At 52.0% G+C, this 16,441-nt stretch carries 20 protein-coding genes; 9 read left to right on the top strand and 11 right to left on the bottom strand.

Annotated elements, in window-relative coordinates; translation table 11 throughout:
* Nucleotides 1–44: 44 nt before the first annotated feature.
* On the bottom strand, nucleotides 45–986 hold the full coding sequence (gene trxB, locus QZ279_RS13640; protein WP_293451784.1) for a thioredoxin-disulfide reductase: 942 nt from the start codon (nucleotides 984–986) through the stop codon (nucleotides 45–47).
* A gap of 204 nt (nucleotides 987–1,190) precedes the next feature.
* On the opposite strand from trxB, the gene QZ279_RS13645 reads away from it, so the two are divergent.
* Nucleotides 1,191–1,691: an Lrp/AsnC family transcriptional regulator gene (locus tag QZ279_RS13645; RefSeq protein ID WP_293451786.1), complete on the top strand. Its 501-nt coding sequence runs from the start codon at nucleotides 1,191–1,193 to the stop codon at nucleotides 1,689–1,691.
* A gap of 2 nt (nucleotides 1,692–1,693) precedes the next feature.
* On the opposite strand, the gene QZ279_RS13650 is transcribed toward QZ279_RS13645, so the two are convergent.
* The 5 genes from QZ279_RS13650 to lgt form a co-directional block, all read right to left on the bottom strand.
* Complete coding sequence (locus QZ279_RS13650) at nucleotides 1,694–2,377, bottom strand: Hint domain-containing protein (RefSeq protein WP_293451788.1); 684 nt, start codon at nucleotides 2,375–2,377, stop codon at nucleotides 1,694–1,696.
* Nucleotides 2,378–2,787: 410 nt separating this feature from the next.
* The gene (locus QZ279_RS13655) at nucleotides 2,788–2,931 is read right to left on the bottom strand and encodes a hypothetical protein (RefSeq protein ID WP_293451790.1); all 144 of its coding nucleotides are present in this window, start codon (nucleotides 2,929–2,931) and stop codon (nucleotides 2,788–2,790) included.
* Nucleotides 2,932–3,055: 124 nt separating this feature from the next.
* Nucleotides 3,056–3,811, bottom strand: coding sequence for a peptidoglycan editing factor PgeF (pgeF, locus tag QZ279_RS13660; protein ID WP_293451792.1), 756 nt, complete (start codon nucleotides 3,809–3,811; stop codon nucleotides 3,056–3,058).
* Entirely contained in the window at nucleotides 3,808–4,872 is a 1,065-nt protein-coding gene (locus QZ279_RS13665) for an SAM-dependent methyltransferase (RefSeq protein ID WP_293451794.1), read from the bottom strand. Before QZ279_RS13665 ends, pgeF begins: the two co-directional genes overlap by 4 nt.
* Nucleotides 4,869–5,750 (bottom strand): prolipoprotein diacylglyceryl transferase, encoded by an 882-nt coding sequence (gene lgt / locus QZ279_RS13670; RefSeq protein WP_293451796.1) that lies wholly within the window; start codon nucleotides 5,748–5,750, stop codon nucleotides 4,869–4,871. Before lgt ends, QZ279_RS13665 begins: the two co-directional genes overlap by 4 nt.
* A 95-nt stretch (nucleotides 5,751–5,845) precedes the next feature.
* Here lgt and QZ279_RS13675 point away from each other — a divergent pair, with 95 nt between their 5' ends.
* The 5 genes from QZ279_RS13675 to QZ279_RS13695 all read left to right on the top strand — a co-directional run bounded on the left by QZ279_RS13675 (nucleotide 5,846) and on the right by QZ279_RS13695 (nucleotide 8,937).
* Nucleotides 5,846–6,091 (top strand): accessory factor UbiK family protein, encoded by a 246-nt coding sequence (locus QZ279_RS13675; protein ID WP_293451798.1) that lies wholly within the window; start codon nucleotides 5,846–5,848, stop codon nucleotides 6,089–6,091.
* 220 nt (nucleotides 6,092–6,311) lie between these two features.
* Entirely contained in the window at nucleotides 6,312–6,812 is a 501-nt protein-coding gene (locus tag QZ279_RS13680; RefSeq protein ID WP_293451800.1) for a YbjN domain-containing protein, read from the top strand.
* A 34-nt stretch (nucleotides 6,813–6,846) separates the two neighbouring features.
* The gene (gene proC, locus QZ279_RS13685; RefSeq protein ID WP_293451802.1) at nucleotides 6,847–7,659 is read left to right on the top strand and encodes a pyrroline-5-carboxylate reductase; all 813 of its coding nucleotides are present in this window, start codon (nucleotides 6,847–6,849) and stop codon (nucleotides 7,657–7,659) included.
* A complete protein-coding gene (locus QZ279_RS13690; RefSeq protein ID WP_293451804.1) occupies nucleotides 7,652–7,990 on the top strand; it encodes a tRNA-binding protein in 339 nt (112 codons plus the stop codon). Before proC ends, QZ279_RS13690 begins: the two co-directional genes overlap by 8 nt.
* The gene (locus tag QZ279_RS13695) at nucleotides 7,990–8,937 is read left to right on the top strand and encodes a D-glycerate dehydrogenase (protein WP_293451806.1); all 948 of its coding nucleotides are present in this window, start codon (nucleotides 7,990–7,992) and stop codon (nucleotides 8,935–8,937) included. Before QZ279_RS13690 ends, QZ279_RS13695 begins: the two co-directional genes overlap by 1 nt.
* Here QZ279_RS13695 and QZ279_RS13700 read toward each other — a convergent pair.
* Nucleotides 8,934–9,512, bottom strand: coding sequence for a thymidine kinase (locus tag QZ279_RS13700; RefSeq protein ID WP_293451808.1), 579 nt, complete (start codon nucleotides 9,510–9,512; stop codon nucleotides 8,934–8,936). The two genes, QZ279_RS13695 and QZ279_RS13700, sit on opposite strands and share 4 nt — an antisense overlap.
* Before the next feature lie 326 nt (nucleotides 9,513–9,838).
* Here QZ279_RS13700 and QZ279_RS13705 point away from each other — a divergent pair, with 326 nt between their 5' ends.
* Complete coding sequence (locus tag QZ279_RS13705; RefSeq protein ID WP_293451810.1) at nucleotides 9,839–10,297, top strand: hypothetical protein; 459 nt, start codon at nucleotides 9,839–9,841, stop codon at nucleotides 10,295–10,297.
* A gap of 72 nt (nucleotides 10,298–10,369) precedes the next feature.
* Here QZ279_RS13705 and phbB read toward each other — a convergent pair whose 3' ends face one another.
* The 3 genes from phbB to QZ279_RS13720 all read right to left on the bottom strand — a co-directional run bounded on the left by phbB (nucleotide 10,370) and on the right by QZ279_RS13720 (nucleotide 13,431).
* Nucleotides 10,370–11,092, bottom strand: a complete 723-nt coding sequence (gene phbB, locus QZ279_RS13710; RefSeq protein WP_293451812.1) for an acetoacetyl-CoA reductase — start codon at nucleotides 11,090–11,092, stop codon at nucleotides 10,370–10,372.
* 137 nt (nucleotides 11,093–11,229) lie between these two features.
* Complete coding sequence (locus tag QZ279_RS13715; RefSeq protein ID WP_293451814.1) at nucleotides 11,230–12,405, bottom strand: acetyl-CoA C-acetyltransferase; 1,176 nt, start codon at nucleotides 12,403–12,405, stop codon at nucleotides 11,230–11,232.
* Nucleotides 12,406–12,594: 189 nt separating this feature from the next.
* A complete protein-coding gene (locus QZ279_RS13720; protein WP_293451816.1) occupies nucleotides 12,595–13,431 on the bottom strand; it encodes an EAL domain-containing protein in 837 nt (278 codons plus the stop codon).
* A gap of 104 nt (nucleotides 13,432–13,535) precedes the next feature.
* Between QZ279_RS13720 and QZ279_RS13725 the strand changes: the two genes are divergently transcribed.
* Nucleotides 13,536–14,123 carry a DNA-3-methyladenine glycosylase I gene (locus tag QZ279_RS13725; RefSeq protein WP_293451818.1) on the top strand — a complete coding sequence of 196 codons (588 nt, stop codon included), beginning with the start codon at nucleotides 13,536–13,538 and terminating at the stop codon, nucleotides 14,121–14,123.
* Nucleotides 14,124–14,139: 16 nt separating this feature from the next.
* Here QZ279_RS13725 and QZ279_RS13730 read toward each other — a convergent pair whose 3' ends face one another.
* Complete coding sequence (locus QZ279_RS13730) at nucleotides 14,140–14,682, bottom strand: hypothetical protein (protein ID WP_293451820.1); 543 nt, start codon at nucleotides 14,680–14,682, stop codon at nucleotides 14,140–14,142.
* A gap of 711 nt (nucleotides 14,683–15,393) precedes the next feature.
* On the opposite strand from QZ279_RS13730, the gene rpsD reads away from it, so the two are divergent.
* Nucleotides 15,394–16,014, top strand: a complete 621-nt coding sequence (gene rpsD / locus QZ279_RS13735) for a 30S ribosomal protein S4 (RefSeq protein WP_293451822.1) — start codon at nucleotides 15,394–15,396, stop codon at nucleotides 16,012–16,014.
* Nucleotides 16,015–16,441: the final 427 nt, after the last annotated feature.

Genomic DNA, 16,441 nt, shown 5'->3' on the forward strand with positions numbered 1-16,441 from the left:
AATACTAAGATTTTCCTTGGACTGTTGCCGAAATTGAAACCTCTTTAACTGTTTTCAGCCAAGAACCGTTCAGCTTCTAGTGCGGCCATGCAGCCCATGCCTGCGGATGTAACAGCTTGGCGGTACTTGTGGTCCGTTAAATCGCCCGCAGCGAATACGCCGGGGATTGATGTTGCTGTGCTGTCAGGCTGCGTGACAACGTAGCCGCCCATGTGTGTTTCTAGCACGTCGCTGACAAGTTCGCTTGCTGGCGCGTGGCCGATTGCGATGAAGACGCCTTTGCAAGGGAGATCAGTGATTTCGCCAGTTTTAGTATGTTTCACTTTAACACCTTCAACGCCCAAGGGCGCATCGGTGCCGTAGACTTCGTCAATTTCGTGAAACCACAGGGTTTCAATCTTGGGATTGTTTAGCAGGCGGTGCTCAAGGATTTTCTCGCTACGCAGCTCGTCACGGCGATGCACAAGCGTCACTTTAGAGGCGAAGTTCGTCAGGAACAGCGCTTCTTCGACGGCCGTGTTTCCGCCGCCAACGACCACGATCTCTTGACCACGATAAAAGAAGCCGTCGCATGTGGCACAGGCGGATACGCCAAATCCTTTGAATTTATCTTCAGTTTCAAGGCCCAGCCATTTGGCGCGCGCACCTGTCGCCAGAATAACAGCGTCGCATGTATAAAGCCTGCCACTGTCGCCCTTGGCTTTAAACGGACGTTCGGACAGATCAAGATCTGTAATAATGTCGCCAACGATTTCGCAGCCCATCGCTTTGGCGTGGGCTTCCATGCGGATCATTAAATCAGGGCCTTGAACCTCAGAATCACCAGGCCAATTCTCGACTTCGGTGGTTGTGGTCAGCTGGCCGCCCGGCTCAAGGCCTTGCACCAAAAGGGGTTCAAGCATCGCACGGCTTGCGTAAACGCCTGCGGTGTAACCGGCGGGACCAGACCCGATGATAAGAACTTTGACGTGACGTGTATCGGCCATTTGATTTGTGCCCTTCGCTGAATTTCGGGCTTGGTATAGCGGGGATTATGGGGGGCGAAAAGCACCAAGCGTAAATCTCGCGGGTTTGTCAGTGCAGGGCGTTTGTTTTTGTATTCAGATAATAATGTTGCGCTAACACGAAAGATAATTGCGTCGACTGCGTATTCTGTATTACATCAGCAAAGCTAACTTGGAGACACGCACATGGCCGGTACACGTCTTGATCCGATTGATCGTAAAATTCTTGCAGAGCTACAGGCCGATGGTCGTATGACCAACGTTGAGCTGGCCAAGCGCGTCGGAATTTCTGCGCCGCCGTGCTTGCGGCGAGTACGCACGCTGGAAGACGCGGGTTATATTAAGGGCTATCATGCAGAAGTCGATGCGCGTGAACTTGGTTTTGAAGTGCAAGTATTTGCGATGGTCGGCCTGCAAAGCCAAGCTGAATCAGATCTGAGCGCATTTGAAGAACAGTGCCGCAACTGGCCGCTCGTTCGCGAGTGCCACATGCTGAACGGCGAAGTGGACTTTGTCCTGAAGTGCGTCGCGCCTGATCTAAGTTCGTTCCAAAGCTTTCTAACATCTGAACTTTTGACAACGGACAATGTGGGCAGTGTTAAAACGTCGCTCGTCATCCGCGGTGCAAAGGACGAGCCAGGTGTTCCATTTGATGTTCTTGAAGAACGTTTGAACCGATCAGATTAACCCTAGTTTCGCGTCAGGCTCTCTAGCGTGTCTTTGGACATGCGCGGATATGCGAGTGGCCCAAAATCTGTAAAGACTTCGATATCAGGGAAAAGCGATAGGAACAGCGTGCGCATGTTGTCGCCCAGCTGATCGTCGACGCCTTTACCAGGATGATAGGTTTCAACCGCACGACCGTTTGCGTAGATCGCCGCATGTTTTGCCAGCCGTAGATGGAACAGCTTCACGCGACTTGGGGGGGATACAAAGAACGCACCATAGCCGTCCTCAAGGTCACGCACAGGTGCAAGCACGCTGCGAACGCTGATCGCCTTTTCTAAATTTGGATGCTCTTGAAGTAAGCGTGCGTTGGGGCCAAGCATCAAATCGCAATGTGCTCCGGCTTTTGAATAGCCATCAGCGACCAAGCGCATCAGGCCGGTCAATGTGGAATTGGGTTGGGATTGTGTAGGAATATAGCTGGTCGAACTGACCCAAACCAAGGTTTGTGGGGTGCCGTCTACCGTATCAACTATATCGTCGGGAAGAAGGTCTTCGACCGCAATTGGACCGTTTGGGGTAGCAATCAAAGCGCCGCGTGCGAACGCAGAGCTGGTTGCCTCAAACAGATCGTTGGCGGGCGCTAAATGGTGAGAGGTGCGCGCATCGCCACATGGAAGGAGTGATGCGATCTCATATTTGCGCATGAGAGGTTGGCTGCGCTGAGACCGCTCTTTAGACAGAGCAAACCGATCAGTAGTGACCGGGAGGGAGTATGTATTTTCAGCCCACAAGGCGGGTGAAAGTTGCTTGTTCATGCTACTACCATTTTCAGGTAAGTCGCATCCGCGTCGGCCTCCACCGACAACGACAGAAGGACATGTGTCTTCAATCTGTATTTTGGATACGCTGACCGTCGTTGCTCTGTCAAAATTTTATGTGGTTTTGTCATTTCTCGTCACCAATCACACTCATTACAGGGGCACTGTTTCGCAACAATAAGGCAAAACGGCCACATTCGTGCCCCAAAGAGGGCAAGTTACCTACCGACAGCGCCGAATCGCAGCGCTGCATTTAAAAATGGAAAATCTGAATTGACCAAAAGCCTGGCCTGTCGTTAAGCTGACTTAAGCGTTTTTTCGTCTTGTGCGCGTTTGGTAATGAAAGCCGCGCGTCTTGCGCCGCGTGCAAATGGAAGCGCTGGGATGTCTGATTTCGCTGTTTCAACAACGGATGCAATGAAGCGTGCCTTGGGTTTCATATCGAATACTGCCTGATGTTTGTTTTTGTTTACGTCTCAGCGACAGTGATGATGCCGGAATGGGGCGGCAAAGTGGCAGGCTTGAGGTCGATTTTGGTTAATAGTCTGGAAATCCTGTGATTGTTCACAAACGGATGACAGAGATCAAACGCCCGTAATCAGGTTCCTTGCGATGGGTTGTGCGCCGATAAGAATAAAAACGGGCTTCATCGGCATATGTGCAGTGCCCGATCCATTCTGCCTTGCCCACGCCCGCGTCGCGCAGCATGTGTAGGCCAAAACCGGACAAATCAAATTGCATACGGTCCTCTTGACCATTCGCAAAGAACCGCGCGAAGTCTTGGTCTTGGGCGATGAAGTCCTCAAAGAATTCTGGACCGACCTCGTAGGCACGCTGCGAAATGCAGGGGCCTATTGCGGCGCTGATGTTTTCACGCTTGGCACCAAGCGCTTCCATTGCTTTGACCGTGTTGGACAGGACGCCATTTAGCGCGCCTTTCCAGCCCGCATGCGCGGCTCCGACAACGCCCGCTTCAACTTCTGCAAACAGAACAGGTTGGCAATCAGCGGTCAGTATACCTAGCGCGATGCCCTTTTGATTGGTGACCATCGCGTCCGCTTTGGGGCGCTTGGACGTGGCTTTCGTAATTGTAACGACATCTGCGCTGTGATGTTGATGAACACCTGCAAGCGCCAAAGGGTCGACGTTCATCCACTCCGCCACACGCGCACGATTGATCACAACAGTCTCAGGGATGTCTGATGATCCGACGCCGCAGTTCAAGCCATCGTAGATACCCAGTGATGCGCCACCTTTGCGGGTGAAAAATCCGTGATGGAGATCGCTTAGCGTGTCTGCGGTAAGGGTCTCTAGGGTCATGTCTCGTATCCTGCTGGTGGATTTGCGTCTTTTGGAAAGAGCGCGAGTGTTTTGAAGAGCGTCCCCATTTCTTCGGGATGGGTCAAGCGTCGGTGTGCTGCGATGTGTTGATCCAAGGCCGCACCGCTAAGATTTTTCGCAAGCGTCTGCGCGCGGTCTGTGATGCCAAGGCGTTCTAGGAAGATGCCTTGTGGAGTTAAACGTGAATGAGAGCACGCCAGATCTGCGACGAGAGCTTCAAAATCCACATGCGCGGTCAGATCGCTTTGGCCGGGCTTGAAAAGTGCGTCAACTTTCTCATGTGCGTGGACCGCTTGCAACGTGTCCCCAAGCGAGCGCCAATCGCCGTAATCAAAGATGAGCGCCGCGCCACCGTTCGCTTCGATCCTACTTGCGATGGCTTGCAGGATTGCAGGGGCAGGGGCGCATGTCTCAACCAGATCGTCGTCTTTTGTATCCTCAAAACGATGCGCCAAGGCGGTCAACGGGGCAGGGCCACTAAGGCCGAACGCAAGCGCGTCGTCTGCTAAGCCAACCTGACGTTCGCGCCATTCTTCCCCGTCGCGTACCATCTGGCGGATCGGAAGCGCGTCGAAGAACTCGTTTGCGATCGCATATATCGGCAGGCTCTCGGGCAGCTCATCAACGGTATCGTGCCAAATTGGCTCATACCCTTGTAGCGTCTCTTTCTGAACGGCCTTCAAACGTGTCGATGCCTCGACAAAATGAACGTCACACGCCTTCGCGAAATCTGGAACAGCGCGCAGGGTGCGAAGGATGTCAGCCATCAACGTGCCGCGCCCCGGACCAAGCTCGACCAAAGCGATCTGCGCAGGTTGACCTTGATCCATCCAAGTTTGCGCCAAGGTCAGCCCGATCAATTCGCCAAACATCTGGCTGATCTCGGGCGCGGTGACAAAATCACCCTCCGTGCCAAAGGGGTCGCGCGTGCTGTAATATCCGTGTTCGGGGTGGAACAGGCAGATCGTCATATATTCAGAAACGCTTAGCGGCCCTTGCGCTGTGATCCGCGTTTTTAGAATAGTTTCAAGCGGCGTCATGCCTTGCGCGATCTTAGGATGAACCACACTCCGATCAGGATCATTGGGATCGACAAAAGCTGTCCCATCGTGAAACCGTATCCACCCGTTTGCAGCGCAAGGCCAAGAGGGTTGTTGTCCGAGATAAATTGCGCGTCTGGTTGGCGCACGAATTCAACAATGAAGCGTGCGATGCCATAGCCCGCAAAGAACATGCCCATCAAAAAGCCCGGCATCTTCAGCGCACCGCGACGCCACGCCAGCCACAATAGAAGTGTGCCAAGGATCAGACCCTCTAGAAGGGCTTCGTACAATTGTGAGGGATGGCGCACGCAGATTGTGATCAGTTCGCCGCACTCTTGTGCAGCACGTCCTGGGAAAATCACGCCCCATGGGAGATCTGTTGGCCTGCCCCAAAGCTCTGCGTTGACGAAGTTTGAAAGGCGGCCAAGGAAAATGGCGGGTGCGACGGCCAATGCCATCATATCTGCCGTTTGCAATTTGGAGATGCCAGAGCGCGAACAGAAATAAAGGCATGCAATAACAACACCCAGAAAGCCGCCATGAAACGACATGCCACCTTGCCAGATCATCAGGGCCTCAAGTGGATTGGCGAGATAATAGCTGGGTTGATAGAACACAACATACCCAAGCCGCCCGCCAAGGATCACGCCAAGAATAACAGATGTCAGCAAATCCTCTACCTGCGCAGGTGTCATTGGGGATTCATTGTTTGGCCATAATCGCGCGGCTTTCACAGCCATCAAGGCCACGCGCCAGCCGATCAGAGTGCCGACGATATAGGCCAGCGCATACCAGCGCAGCGCGAAATCAAAGCCGAAAACCGAGATTGAAAAAATCTCTGGCGAGATGGGGGGGAACTGGAAAACTGCGTGCATGTGAAGTGCCTTGTGTTCAGATGCGCCGAGTTGACGCCTTGTGACCTGCTCTGTTCAAGCCCATATATATTTCAAATGGAAGCTCGGAGGCAAATATGCAAACGCGAAACAAAGTTCTGGACGATATTTCTCAGCTGATGACCAACGCCATGGGTGTTGCACAGGGTGCTAAGACCGAAGCGGAAACCGCAATGAAGTCTTTGATGGACCGCTGGCTGGCCGATCGTGATTTCGTCACGCGCGAAGAATTTGATGCGGTACGTGCGATGGCGCAAAAAGCCCGCGAAGAAAATGAAGCGCTGAAAACACGCATAGATGCGCTTGAGGCGTCCTCTAAATAAGCGTTTTCAAAGCGTTAGGTTAAAGCGGCCTGCCCCTATCTTGTGGCAGGTCTTTTTTTGTCCACAACTTATTGAGGTTATCCCCAACTAATCGTGTCAACGAACATGACGCGGCCCCACGATATGTGGTAGAGGTTTTCTAACGGCACACGATATCCGCGAACAAAACCCAGACCTAGGGGCGAAAACGTCCAAGGCGAGCAGAAGTTAGGGGCACCGCATGGCAAATCTAGAGCAGTTTATCGAAGACGATATTCATCCGATTGATTTGGTGGAACATATTGCGGAGCACCACGCGTGGGAATTTGACCGCATTCACGACGATCAAATCGCGATGATGGTTGAAGGTCAGTGGCGCAATTACTCGATCACACTGGCGTGGTCAGGTTTCGATGAAACTCTGCGCATGATCTGCACGTTCGAGATGGAGCCACCCAAAGCAACACTGCCGCGTCTGTATGAGGCGTTGAATGCGATCAATGATCGTTGCTGGGCTGGTTCGTTCACGTATTGGGAAGACCAGCAGTTGATGGTCTATCGCTACGGTCTTGTTCTTGCGGGTGGTCAAGACGTGGGCTCAGATCAAATCGACACGATGATCAACGCGGCTGTCACCAGTGCAGAGCGCTATTATCCCGCGTTGCAATTGGTGGTCTGGGGGGATCGCAGTATTGATGACGCACTGCAGGTCGCCATTGCAGAGACCTACGGGCGCGCGTAACCTTTTCCTGAACGGGTAGAGTTTGGGAGTTAACATGAATTTAGATGTCGCCGCCGCGCGCGGACTTGTGTTGTTGGGATGCGGCAAGATGGGGTCAGCCATGCTTGCAGGTTGGCTGGATGGCGGATTGCCTGCGGGGTCGGTTTGGGTGCAAGATCCGTTTCTTTCAGATTGGTTGCAGGCCACAGGCGTTCACATCAATGAAGGTTTCCCCGAAAACCCAGCGGTGGTGCTGATCGCGGTCAAGCCCCAGATGATGGGCGAAGCATTGCCAGCCTTGGCGGCTCTGCCAAAGGACGGGACGGTCTTTTTATCCGTCGCGGCTGGCGTGTCGATCAATGCGTATGAGGCATCATTGGGTGAGGGGGCTTGCGTCATTCGCGCTATGCCCAATACGCCGGCAGCTGTCGGCAAAGGGATCACTGCGATTATTGGCAATGCCAAAGCGACTGCGTCTGATCTGAACTTGGCCGAGACACTATTGAGCGCAGTAGGACAAGTCGTGCGTCTGGACGCCGAGGATCAAATGGATGCGGTCACGGGCGTCTCCGGCTCTGGACCCGCCTATGTCTTTTACATGATTGATGCCTTGGCGGCGGCAGGTGTTCATCAGGGTTTGCCAGCAGAATTGGCCATGCAGTTGGCCAAAGCAACGGTAGCGGGTGCGGGCGTGTTGGCCGAAAATGCGCAAGAAACGCCGGAGCAGTTGCGCATAAACGTGACCTCGCCCAATGGCACCACGCAAGCGGGGCTTGAGGTGTTGATGGACGCGGATGGCCTTGCGCCGTTGATGGCCGCAACAGTAAGGGCTGCGACGGATCGTTCAAAGGAGCTTGGCAATGGCTGAGGTTTCATTCGATGAATTTATGAAAGTCGACATTCGCGTGGGGTGCGTGATCCACGCCGAACCCTATCCCGAAGCGCGCAAACCCGCGATCAAGATGCAGATTGATTTCGGGGACGAGATTGGTGTGAAGAAAAGTTCTGCCCAAATCACGGCGCATTATACGCCTGAGGCATTGATTGGACGACAGGTCATGGCGGTGGTTAACTTTCCACCGCGCCAAATTGGTAAGTTCATAAGCGAAGTACTGGTGCTTGGGGTTCCGGACGAAGATGAAGGGATCGTGCTGATTGCACCCGATCAAGACGTTCCAAAAGGTGTGAGACTGTTCTGATGAAGCTACTAATAACCCGCCCATTGCCAGATGTAATTGTCGCAGCGGCCCGCAAAGAATTTGATGTCGATGTGCGCGAAAACACGGCACCTTTAAGCGGCGATGAACTACGTGCGTCCCTGCGTGAGTATGATGTCGTTATCCCGACCTTGGGTGATGCGTATTCTGCGGATGTTTTTGGCGATGTTGCTAAGCCGCGTGCGAAGATGCTCGCGAACTTTGGTGTTGGTTTCAATCATATTGATGTTGATGCAGCCAAAGCCGCTGGTGTCATGGTCAGTAACACGCCGGGTGCCGTGACCGATGCGACGGCTGATATCGCGATGACCTTGATGTTGATGAGCACACGTCGCGCGGGCGAAGGCGAACGCATGGTGCGCTCTGGTGCGTGGTCTGGTTGGCATCCGACACAAATGTTGGGCCTGCACATGACCGGCAAGCACGTGGGTATTCTAGGGATGGGGCGCATTGGCGAAGCGATCGCACGGCGCTGCCATTTCGGATTTGGAATGCAGGTTAGTTACTATAATCGCTCTGCCAAGCAGATGGATTTCCCCGCCAAACAAGTCGCGTCCTTGATCGAACTTGCGCAAACAGTCGACATTCTGGTGGTTGCTGTTCCGGGCGGTGAAACACGCCATCTGGTCAATGCGCGGATCTTAGCGGCGATGCAAAGTCATGCACGTCTGATCAATATCGCGCGGGGTGAGATCGTGGAAGAGGCTGCATTGATTGCTGCTTTGAACGACGGGCAAATCGCTGGGGCTGGCTTGGACGTTTACGAATTTGAGCCAAGCGTTCCAAACGCTCTCAAACAGTTGGAAAATGTTACATTGCTTCCGCACCTTGGCACCGCGACGTTAGAGGTTCGCGAAAGCATGGGCCTTATGGCGGTGGATAACGCAGTTGCCTTTTTACGCGGGAGTGCGCTGCCAAACGGGGTCTAGTGGCCCGTCGCCTCGCGCCAATGACGTCGGCAAAGGGAGACATAAACCTCATTGCCGCCGATCTGAACTTGCTCGCCTTCGGTCAGCGCGCGGCCAGTTTCGTCTTGGCGAATGACCATCGTTGCTTTCTTGCCGCAATGACAAATCGTGCGAACCTCTCGCATTTCATCACTGAGCGCGAGCAAAGCAGCCGAACCGGGGAATAACTTGCCCCTGAAATCTACACGCAGCCCATAGCACATTATTGGGACTTTCAGATCATCAACAGCGCGCGCCAATTGCCAGACGTGATCCTCGGATAGGAACTGTGCTTCGTCGATAAAAATACAGGCGCACGGACCTTGTTCACAACGTGTTTCGATCTTTTGAAAAAGATCATCGTCTGCATCAAAAGTATCCGCGTCCTTGCCAATGCCGATTCGACTCGCGATTCTTCCGTCACCTGCTCGGTTGTCAAAGCGCGCAGTGAGCAAATATATTTGCATCCCACACTCAATATAGTTGTGCGCGGCTTGCAAAAGGACGGTCGATTTGCCCGCGTTCATTGTGGAGTAGTGAAAGTATAGCTTGGCCATAGACGCGTTTTGCCGAGGATTTGACCGTCTGACAAGGCTTTGGATAAGCATTTTTATCTTGAATAACGAAAAGGACGCCGAAAGCAGGAAACCATAGCCTTCGCACGTCCAATAACTCGTAACATCATTGACGCATCTTTGTTCAAAGCTCTATTTCGCAAAGCTGCGTGGCAGATTCAACACCCGAAAACGTGGGCAACTCGTTACTTACTTGTTCCAAAACGTTTGGAACGGTTTACAAATGCCCCATTCCAGCTAGAGGATGCAGGGGAATAGAAATAGGAACTTCCCCCTTTCCTTGTGAGGGGTACTTTTGGGGAATGATCATGGCCGGAGTTGGCAGCTATCTGAAGAAGCACACCGAAGCATTGGTGAAAGACGTTGGAATTGAACCTGCTTGCGAGCTAACAGGCAAATCCAAGGCGACGCTAGGTCGCTATTATTCCGACAATGACGAGCACGCAGACCGCTTTATGCCTGTGGATGCAGTCGCTGCGTTGGAAGAGGCTTCTTCCTACCCACATGTGACAGCGGCGCTTGCTGAATTAAAAGGCATCACATTAACCTTTGATGAACGCCGCAGAAACATGACCGGCTCAGGTGGCATCAACCAAGACGTGATTGCGCTTAGCCAAAGATTTGCGATGATGATGGCGGAATATAACACGTCCATCGATGATGGAATCATCACAATAAATGAAGCCAAGCGTCTTCTGAAAGAAACTCTGGCGATCCAGCAGGTTTTGATCGATATGAAGCTGCACTTGGAAGACGAACAAGTTTAGCTGTTTTAACAGCCAAAACGAAAAAGCCCCTATCTGTTGATCGGGGCTTTTCTACGTTTTGTAAGACGCGTTTTAGACGAAGAATTGTCCGCCGTTCGCCGAGATTGTTGAGCCGTTGATGAAGCCCGAGTCATCGGATGCAAGGAATGCAACGCAGCGTGCGATTTCTTCTGGTTCACCAAGGCGACCCGTTGGAATCTGGCTGATGATGCTGTCGCGAACTTTTTCAGGAACGGCCATGACCATTTCTGTCGCAATATAGCCGGGGCAGATTGCGTTAGCTGTTATACCAGCGCGCGCGCCTTCTTGTGCCAGGGACTTCACAATGCCCAGATCACCGGCTTTGGTTGCAGCGTAGTTCACTTGAGCAAACTGCCCCTTTTGACCATTGATCGAAGAGATTACGATGACGCGGCCAAACTTGTTTTCGCGCATTGAAGGCCAAATTGGGTGAACGGTGTTGAACACGCCCGTTAGGTTCGTGTCGATAACTTGGTTCCACATTTCAGGTGTCATTTTGTGGAAAGGCGCGTCTTTTGTGATCCCCGCATTCGCAACTACGATTTCGATTTGACCTAAATCTGCTGTAACCTGTGCGATGCCAGCGGCGCTTTCTTCGTAGCTCGCTACGTTCCATTTGTAGGTTTTGATGCCTGTTTCAGCAGTAAACGCTTGGGCTGCTTCATCGTTGCCTGCGTATGTCGCGGCGACATTATAACCTTCAGATTTTAGCTTTTTTGAAATGGCTGCGCCAATTCCGCGTGATCCGCCTGTGACGAGTGCTACTCTTGCCATGTGTGTTCTCCAATGGAATTTATGTCAGTAATATTGTTACTGAATTGATCTCATTTTAACAATTATATTTCGTGATGAAATTAACAGTTTATAAGAAAAAGGGCGCAGAGACGCGCCCTTTGAAGTTTATCACTGCTTTATGGGCGCTCAAGGCACATTGCCACGCCCATACCGCCACCGATGCAAAGCGTTGCAAGACCCTTTTTGGCGCCACGGCGCTTCATCTCAAAGAGCAACGTGTTGAGGATACGCGCGCCAGATGCACCAATCGGGTGACCAATCGCAATCGCCCCGCCGTTTACGTTAACGACTTCTGGGTTCCAGCCCATGTCTTTGTTCACAGCACATGCCTGTGCTGCGAAGGCCTCATTAGCCTCAACCAAATCAAGGTCTTCTGCTTTCCAACCGGCCTTTTCCAACGCTTTACGGGATGCGTGGATTGGTCCAACACCCATTATGGACGGATCAAGGCCAGCTGTCGCATAGGACGCGATACGTGCGAGTGGTTCGATGCCGCGTTTTTCGGCTTCGTCTGCAGTCATGAGCAAAGCGCCAGCAGCACCGTCGTTCAAGCCCGACGCGTTTGCAGCAGTGACCGAACCCTCTTTCGTAAAAGCAGGGCGCAGTTTCTGCATCGCGGCCATTGTCGCGCCGTGACGGATGTATTCATCAGCGTCTACAATGATGTCACCCTTGCGGGTTTTCACAACAAATGGCACGATTTCATCAACAAAACGTCCCGCAAGCTGTGCGGCTTCGGCCTTGTTCTGTGAAGCGACGGCAAACTCATCCTGCATATCGCGGCTGATTTGCCACTGATCAGCAACGTTCTCAGCCGTTTGACCCATGTGGTAGCCATTGAAAGCATCCCAAAGACCATCGCGGATCATCGAATCGATGTATTTCATATCACCCATTTTATGGCCCGCGCGCAGATGTGCGACATGGGGGCTAAGGGACATGTTTTCTTGACCACCAGCGGCTACGATATTTGCGTCACCAAGCTGGATGTGCTGAGCGGCAAGCGCGACAGCACGAAGACCAGAACCGCACACCTGATTGATTGACCAAGCAGAAGATTCGACAGGAAGGCCAGCGTTTATGTGTGCTTGGCGTGCAGGGTTTTGGCCCTGACCTGCGGTCAGAACTTGACCGAGGATCGTCTCGGACACGTCCGAAGGGTCCACGCCTGCGCGCTCAACCAGTGCTTTCAGAACTGTAGAACCCAGATCATGCGCAGGTGTGTTTGCGAAAGAACCCGTGAAGCTGCCTACGGCAGTACGAGCGGCGGATGCGATTACGATATTTGTCATTTGGTTCCTCTACCCAAAGCGTCATCTAAAAAGCCTACCACGAAGCGAACGAACCCTAAAGCCGAGAGCGTTCATTCTTCAGATGCTTGCTTCACGTTGCGTTAATAACGCGGAGCTTGGATTGCTGTAAACAGACAGGGTGTCTCAGCCAAATGTGGTGGGTCAGGGTTGTTCAGCGCGCATAGATATTTAGGCGCGGGTTTTCATCTGATCGGTGTCTTCGACCCAAGGTGGGCGAATCGTCGGTGCGCCGTAGTAGTATCCTTGCAGACAATCGACGCCACTTTGGATAAGGAATTGTGCATCCTGTTGATTTTCAACAAATGCAGCGACGGTGAACATGTCAAACTGCTGAGAGATTGAGATAAGCGCCTGCAGCAACACTTGGTTGTCTGCATTCGTGGCGATCCCTTTGATGAATTGCCCATCGATCTTCACCACGTCAAAATAGAAGTCGCGCAGATATCTGAAGGACGTGTACCCGGCACCGAAGTCATCCAGCGCAAAACAAACGCCTCGTGACTGCAGGTCACTCATAAATGAAATGACCAGTTCTGGGACCAACGTAGCAGAAGTTTCGGTGATTTCTAAGATCAAACGCTCACCCAGGGTTGGGTCTGTCCGCAGGTTTCGATCCAAAATTCGTTGCCAGCTTTTATATCCAATAGACCGTGCTGACATATTGATCGAAAGGCGCAATTGCGGGTTCTTGCGCAGAGCGCGCAATCCTTTTTCCAAGGCGAGGCAATCTATAATGCGCCCCAGTTCCATTTCTTCGATAACAGTTATGAATTCGCGTGCTGGAATAATTCGACTCGTTTCATCAAGCACCCGAATGAGACCTTCGTAGAAGGCGATACCACCGCTTGCGAGCATGATAGGTTGATACGCCAACATCACTTGCTTGTGCTCAAGTGCTGCCCGCACCATGTCGATTGTCGAGCGATCGCGTTGATTGACCGCAATTGAAAGCGGGTCAGCGTTACTGTTTGGATCTAACCGATTGCGTGTCCGTCGCTGAGCCATTGCTGGTCTCCTATTGCCTAGCCCTTTGATAACCTCAAAAGTTCTAACAACAGTTTAATATTCCCATTTTGTTCTAATTAAATTAGAACAAAGCATGCATTTTAATGAACGGCGAAGATATGAACGAAATTTGCGGCTGGGCTGGATCTGAAGAGATCTATGTCAATTATCACAACACTGATTGGGGCGTGCCTGAGTACGACAGTCGCACGCTTTGGGAAAAGTTGATCCTTGATGGATTTCAAGCGGGCCTTAGCTGGATCACGATCCTCAAAAAGCGAGAGAACTTTCGCGAGGCGTTTGAAGGCTTTAACCCTAACGTGATTGCGGGTTGGGGCGACGACGACGTTGCGCGCCTTTTGCAGAACTCTGGAATCATTCGCCATCGTGGCAAGATCGCAGCGACCATCACCAATGCTCGTGTCTGGCAAAGCATCGAACAAGAGCAGGGCTTTGATCGCTACCTTTGGGACTACGTAGGTGGTGCGCCGATCCAGAATACATGGACCAGCCTTGATCAGGTACCAGCCTTCACGGCACTGTCCACTGAAATCTCGAAAGACCTAAAAAAACGGGGGTTCAAGTTCTGTGGGCCAACCATTGTCTATGCCTTCATGCAGGCGACAGGCTTGATCAATGATCACCTCGTAACCTGTCCGTGCCACGAAACTGTGAAAAAGCTGGTGCGCTAAGTCATGGTGTGCGCGACTATTTCGCCATGAAAGTGCCAAAAACAAACCCATCCGCGCTGCTTGAATGGATAACGCCGCCGACTTCTGCGGGGGTCAATGTGCCATCAGCCTTGCGTTTCGCTCCGTAGAATTGCTCCGCAGCTGAATTGTTTGCAGCGGTTCCATTTGGATAAACGCGCTCACCATTATTGAACATATTGATAATACCGCCAGAAAAGGACGATCCCGTCAGGGTCATTCCACGTGCGGATAGGCGATCAACTTGGCTGCCTATCGGGGTAAGTGCGCCCGAGACTTGTAATGCGGCATTCACTGTATTGGTCAAAAAATTTACATCCACTGTGCTTGATGCAACATGATCAATGACTGTCGACCGTACGCCTGGCAGCGCATCAACATAGACCTCACTAACTTCACCAAACCCTTCGAACGATGCAGTGCCAGTTGTGGGCATATCTGCTGTAAGCGTGGGGATGCCAAAGACACCAAGCGTTGCGTTTGTTGTTTGATCAATCGTATAGCGCGCCATGAATTGATAATTGGCTTGATCTGTTAGCATTGTCAGCGTGCCATCAGAGAACTGATTGCTTGCGTTTTGCCCGTTGTCATCACGAAGTGAAAATACAGTATCAGAAAAGACGAAATCAGTGCTGTTTTGCCCGATCGACCCGCTGACGGCGCCCGTTCTTATGAAGGGCGCATTTGTGTGGGCGGTGATCGTGACACCTGTTATCGAGCGACTGCCTGACTTAGACGAGACAAGCGGCTCATATGGAACGTCTGACTGAGGTTGCGGGGTGCTGCCTGTTGAGCCTAGGTTTTGCGCGATGTTCGTTGCCGTTCCAAACAGATCTTCGCTTGTAATGCCAAGGTCGGTGACGCGAGATATGTTTATGTCACTGCTTTCGCTTACACATCAGCAAGACTGGTGAGTAAGGTAAGGCCTGCAACGGGGATGGTTTGCTGTGCCAATTGGTGCGCCGCCTTTGTCGTGTTAAAATGATCAAGCGCCATAGCCATGCATGATTCGCCTACATTTCTAAGCGATTGATTGCGTTGTTTTTACAATGTGTTTCACATTGGTCAGCGTAAAAAAGAAGAACGACGGTTTGAGCGGTTGACTCACCCAATGTCCCTCTGTATCCGCCCATTCATTGGTGTTGGTGGCCCTCGCAAGAGGATGCCTGTCGGGACTGTCTTGCTTTTACTTCACGTGCAGGGTGGTTCAAAGGACAGCACCTTTCAAACATAACTTGAAAGGATCCAGATCGTGACCAAACGCACATCTGCCAAATACAAAATTGACCGCCGTATGGGCGAAAACATCTGGGGTCGTCCTAAGTCCCCAGTAAATCGTCGTGAATATGGCCCCGGCCAGCACGGTCAGCGCCGTAAGGCAAAAGTTTCCGACTTCGGTCTACAGTTGCGCGCCAAGCAGAAGCTTAAGGGCTACTACGGCGACCTGACTGAAAAGCAATTCAAGAAGATCTTTAAGGAAGCTGATCGCGTCAAAGGCGATACAGGCGAGAACCTGATTGGTCTGCTTGAGCGTCGTCTTGATGCGGTTGTGTACCGTGCCAAGTTCGTTGCGACTATCTTCGCTGCGCGTCAGTTCGTGAACCACGGTCACGTCACTGTAAACGGCAAGAAAGTGAACATTGCGTCCTACCGCGTCAAAGAAGGCGATGTTGTAGAAGTGCGTGAGCGTTCCAAGCAGATGACAGCGATCCTTGAGGCAACTCAATTGGCTGAGCGCGACGTTCCAGACTACATGGAAGTCGACCACTCCAAGCTGACAGCGAAGTTTGTTCGCACACCAGGTCTTGGCGATGTGCCATACGCGGTGTTGATGGAACCAAACCTCGTCATCGAATATTACGCACAGAACTAATCGTTCTGAGCACTTCGAACTGAAAAGGCCCGCACAGTGTTGCGGGCCTTTTTTCATTTGGGGAGAAATCTTAGTTTTGTGTGTCAGGGCACTTGGCTACTTTTCCTGCATTCTCGACGCTACGGGTACAGTGTCCCCAACCAAAGCGGCCTAAGCTACCTTATGAGTGATGTCTCTGAGTTCGATTTGGCTACCAATTGGCCACCACCGATTGATCTTTTACCCTGGTAATTCCTTAGTTTTAGTCGCCAATGCGTCATACAGCTTCTTTACTGTTAGAGCATTGATGAGGGGTTTAGCCGACCAAGCCAAGCAGGGCTAACATGGGGAGAAGACCAAGCAAAAAAGTTAGATAGCCAAACAAGCCATCAGAATCTTCTGGTTCGTCAATCGGAACCACAAGTTCGTCAACCAGCACCACAGGTTC

It is taken from the genome of Planktotalea sp. (assembly GCF_018607965.1).
Classification (GTDB): domain Bacteria; phylum Pseudomonadota; class Alphaproteobacteria; order Rhodobacterales; family Rhodobacteraceae; genus Planktotalea.